The organism is Pantanalinema rosaneae CENA516, from assembly GCF_050753385.1.
GTDB classification, from domain to species: domain Bacteria; phylum Cyanobacteriota; class Cyanobacteriia; order Leptolyngbyales; family Leptolyngbyaceae; genus Pantanalinema; species Pantanalinema rosaneae.
On the sequence record NZ_JBLZFZ010000130.1, the window covers coordinates 1 to 4,449 of the forward strand.

Here is a 4,449-nt window from a genome sequence, read left to right on the forward strand (position 1 = left end):
AGATGTGTATAAGAGACAGCCCTTATCTTCCCTACCTCGCCACCTCCCCTATAATCGTTACTGTTTCACCACCACAGTAATGAGGGATGACACCGTTGGTTGGTAACAAGTTTAATGTGCCTGCGATCGTTCAAGGCTATGCTCAGGGCTATTTCCTGATGGCAGATGAATCCAGTGAGGATTTAGGCTGGTATTCCAGTCGGCAACGTACCTTGATTCCTCTCGACGATCGCTTCCGTTATCCCAAATCATTGCAACGAGTTCTGAACCAGAATCGGTTTTCCGTGGCGGTCAATCAGGCGTTTATGGAGGTGGTTGAGGGCTGTGCCGATCGAGAAACAACCTGGATTTCTCACACTCTCAAGGAAATTTATTGGGAACTGTATCAAGCGGGCTGGGCATTTAGTTTTGAAACCTGGCAAGGCAATGAATTAGCAGGGGGCATTCTGGGGCTGGTAATTGGGGGAGCGTTTATTGGGGAGTCGATGTTTTACCGGATTCCTGATGGCTCGAAAGTGGCAATGGTGAAATTGGTGGAACGGTTGCGCGATCGACGATTTACTTTCTTTGATGCTCAGATGATGAATCCGCATCTAGAACGATTTGGCGCTTACATCATAGACAACTGCGAGTACAAGGATCTGCTGCGGCAGGCATTACAACAACGCTGCATGTTAGCCTAATCTAACTAAGGTGTAACCCAATCATGGGGCGATCGGTGTCTGTGCCGTAGGTCACTCGCCAACCGATGGAATAGCCGCTAGAATGGATGAACAAGATTCACTGCGGCGTTGGTGACTGCCAATAACGTTTTATGATCTATGCTGCTTCAATAAGGGAACCAACATAACAATCTGACGGCAGTAGACCGGGCATGTACCCGGAAACTTTAAGTCGGTAGGATGGTACCCACCTGGTTTTAACCAGGTCAAAAGCTGAGGTAAGACGGCGTTGCGGTGAACCCCTGAAATATCTAAGAATTCCTCACTCAATTAGAGTTGAGGAATTTTGGGTTTTAAACAGACAAAACTCGCCCTTCTTCCCAAAATTAGGGAATTGCGGGCGAGATGTTTTGATCCGTTCACAACCTTGTTTGAAGAGCCTCAGGAAGCTTTGGCGACATCAGCAAAGCGGATTTTGAGATAATCCTCTTCTATCTTGGCTCCGGCAGGCTGTAGGGCGGCCAGGGCTTGGGGTAATACCAGATTCCGGCGATGGTTGCCAATCCGAATATTCAACTCATCCCCGGTTTTGCTCAGTTCAATCTGGGTTTTAGCGACTCCAGGTAGGTAGAGTTCCAGACTGTACTGTTGTTGCTCCTGCACAACTCTGAGGGTGGTTTCCTTGTAGTAAACCAGAGCCGGATCTTCACCATTGGGATACAGGGTTTCCTTCAGGCGATCGAGGGCTTCCAGTCCACACATTTCCTCGGAGTATAGCGGCACTTCTTTAATCGGCAAGGGCGAAAAATTATCGTGAATTTCCTGCCGATATTTTTGTTGTTGATCTTTCCAGCGTTGGAAGAATGGATCGGTCACCGAGTCGGGAATAATCCGGTTGGCCACGACGAGATCGGTCGCGACGTTATACAAACTCAGGTAAGCATGGGCGCGGAGGGATTCCTTAATCACCATTTTTTCGGGATTCATTACCAGCCGCACTGAGGTCTGAGTCGGATCGGTCAGGACTTTTTCCAGCGCTTCAATCTGTTCATAGAACTCGTAGGGCGCATCCATCACTTCTTTGTCTGGTAAGGAAAAGCCCGCGATCGGCTTAAAGATGGGTTCTACTAACGGACGCAACGCCACCGAAATGCCTTGAAACGGTTTGTAGAAGCGGCGCATATACCAGCCACCCACCTCTGGCAAACTCAACAACCGCAAGGCTGTACCGGTTGGAGCGGAATCAATAATCAGCACATCGAAATCGCCTTCGTCATAATGGCGTTTCATCCGTACCAGACCAAAGATCTCATCCATTCCCGGTAGAATCGCCAGTTCTTCCGCCTGTACGCCTTCTAGCCCTCGGGCTTGTAATACCTGAGTAATGTAGCGTTTAACGGCTCCCCAGTTGCCCTCAAGCTCCATCAGGGCATCGAGCTCGGCACCCCACAGATTAGGACGGACTGGGCGAGGCTCATGCCCCAACTCCATATCAAAGCTGTCTGCCAGGGAGTGTGCCGGATCGGTGCTCAGGACGAGGGTTTTATAGCCCAGTTCGGCGCAACGCAAGCCGGTTGCTGCTGCAACGGACGTTTTGCCAACGCCGCCTTTGCCCGTCATTAAAATTACGCGCATGAGTGTTGCTGCCCTTTCCTGAGAAGTTAGTTACATTCTTTTACTTTAGAGCAGGATTGGGAAAACTTCACGATCGCTGCATGTCCAGCCAATGGTTCATTTCTTGCACTACCCAGGCACATTCTTCCCGACTTAATCCTTTGGCAAACGAAAGATCATCATCAATGGTTTGGATAGTGACAACCCGCCGGGTGATGGTTGATTTTCCTTCTCGGAACTGTAGATCATGGTGAATGATGTTCTGAATGTCAGCAAGGCTACAACTGCCTAGCCGATTAGCGGTTTCATAGAATGGCAGTTTAATCTCTTGCATCAGTGTGAAGCTTTTGTGAGTCAGAATTGCCAGGGTGACGGCACTACCATTAATGCCACCCACTAAAAGGACAACACCCACGATCAAGAGCGGAAAGATAGGAAAATGGCTGAGGATTGACAGGAGCAAACCTAGCCCCAGTAATCCTGCTCCAGCAATGGCTCCATACCCTGCTTTCGACTCGCCAGGAATTTTGACGATCAGTTCATCCGGAGAAGTCCTCACTTCCACTTTGGTGAACATTGGACGATCGAAGATGATCGCGGATTGCGGCGATCGAGACAGACGGTGGGATTCATGGGAACTAGCAGCTCGCTCCGGGTTCCGGGCGGTGAGGGCGGTTAACGCTTGGCGGGCAGTTGGGAATCGTTCGGCAACATCTGGGTTTGTCAAGCGCTCGATCCACTGCACGAAGGCGGGATTCAGGCTGACCAAATGATTGAACTGAATCCGCAGTTGGCGTTGGGGTAGATCGGCGGGAGCAGTGCCCGTCAGCAGGTGAATTAACGTCGCTCCTAAGGAATACAGGTCAGAGGCAGGAACGGTGCGACCGCCAAATTGCTCCATAGGAGCGTACCCGTAGGTGCCAACTACAGTAAATGTGGCACCTTCCACTGCCGCCCGATCTTGTACCGCCCCAAAGTCAATCACATGAATGCGCTGATCTTCACCGAGAATTAAGTTACTGGGTTTGAGATCGCGGTGCAGGACAGGGGGGCTGAGTTCATGCAAGTAGATTAAAATTGCCAGAATTTCGATCGCCATTTCCCGTACCTGGGCTGCCGAGAACCGCTTACCCTGAGCCAATAAGTCTTTGAGGGAATCACCGGGAATGTAGTCCTGCACCAGCCCAAACCATAACACCCGATCGTCGATCGAGAAATAGTTGCGATATTTGGGAATCATCGGATGATCGAGTTGCCGCAGAATACTGGCTTCCCGTTCAAACAGTTTCAGCGTGTCCCAATTCACCTGATCCGCAAATGCCAGTAGTTTGACAATCACGGTTTGAGTGGGTGCGGTTGCCAAATCTTCTGCCAGCCAGGTTTGCCGTCCGGCGGTTTGCCCCAGTTTGGTTTGCAGCCGGTAGCGATCGTTCAATATATTTCGTTCTTGTAGCATTTCATCTTCTCCCCGCTATGCCAGCGAGAGAGCGGTGTAGAGTCATTGCTTGGTAACTTCAAGCCGAGTGATGGGGCTTACGGAATCGCGATCGGTGGCTGAATGTCTCAGTCTTACAAAAATTGGTTCCACAGCATCGCGATCGCCATCCGTACCGCATGACCGACGGTGGAGAGACGTTCCTCTTCGGAAGCGCTTTTCTCCCAGCGAATCAATTGTTCGCGGAAGCCTTCATCCAGTTTGGCACGTTGCAAAATGGCTTGCCCAATCAGCCGCTTTTGAATCTCTCGGGTAGAAATCCCTTGACCTTTAAGGAAATCTAGTAAGCGCTGCACACTATCCACAAACTGATCCGGCACCTGGGAGTTAAGAATATGTTGGATTTGCCGCACCACTTCCCGATACAAACGAGATTGGCGATCGGCCAGCGCTGGCGACTGGGGATCAGGGGGAGTTGCTTTGGGGGGCGGTTCCAGGGTGGGGTCGGGATGATCGGAGTGCCGGGTAATCCCGATCGTCTTCAGGATGTCATTGCGTTGAGCCAGAAAGTGCTGCTTAATGTCTGGATAAAGCTGAAAGATGCGGCGGGATAGGGCTTTAGAGTTGACTAAGCGATTGGCGGTTAGCTTCAGCAAATAGTTGTCTTCTAGCGGCTCATACGATCGCACACTTAAGTTCAGGTCTTCACTTTCCAGTTCAATTTGCGCCAGGGTAAAC

General features: G+C 50.6%; 3 protein-coding genes, 1 other RNA gene and 1 pseudogene. 2 read left to right on the forward strand and 3 right to left on the reverse strand.

Annotated features, from left to right (window positions below; translation table 11 throughout):
* Positions 1–86: 86 nt before the first annotated feature.
* Together aat and ssrS are read left to right on the forward strand one after the other, a co-directional pair.
* Entirely contained in the window at positions 87–683 is a 597-nt protein-coding gene (aat, locus tag ACN4EK_RS32035; RefSeq protein WP_431662501.1) for a leucyl/phenylalanyl-tRNA--protein transferase, read from the forward strand.
* A gap of 94 nt (positions 684–777) precedes the next feature.
* A non-coding RNA gene (ssrS, locus tag ACN4EK_RS32040) (6S RNA) lies at positions 778–964 on the forward strand.
* Between the two features lie 139 nt (positions 965–1,103).
* Here ssrS and ACN4EK_RS32045 read toward each other — a convergent pair.
* The 3 genes and pseudogenes from ACN4EK_RS32045 to ACN4EK_RS32055 all read right to left on the reverse strand — a co-directional run.
* Complete coding sequence (locus ACN4EK_RS32045) at positions 1,104–2,297, reverse strand: TRC40/GET3/ArsA family transport-energizing ATPase (RefSeq protein ID WP_431662502.1); 1,194 nt, start codon at positions 2,295–2,297, stop codon at positions 1,104–1,106.
* Between the two features lie 67 nt (positions 2,298–2,364).
* Positions 2,365–3,732: a serine/threonine protein kinase gene (locus tag ACN4EK_RS32050; protein WP_431662503.1), complete on the reverse strand. Its 1,368-nt coding sequence runs from the start codon at positions 3,730–3,732 to the stop codon at positions 2,365–2,367.
* Between the two features lie 113 nt (positions 3,733–3,845).
* Positions 3,846–4,449, reverse strand: a pseudogene (locus tag ACN4EK_RS32055) (pentapeptide repeat-containing protein); the annotation flags it as partial.

Coding starts and splice junctions, on each gene's coding strand:
- aat (WP_431662501.1), top strand. CDS start 87: ATGACACCGTTGGTTGGTAACAAGTTTAATGTGCCTGCGATCGTTCAA.
- ACN4EK_RS32045 (WP_431662502.1), bottom strand. CDS start 2,297: ATGCGCGTAATTTTAATGACGGGCAAAGGCGGCGTTGGCAAAACGTCC.
- ACN4EK_RS32050 (WP_431662503.1), bottom strand. CDS start 3,732: ATGCTACAAGAACGAAATATATTGAACGATCGCTACCGGCTGCAAACC.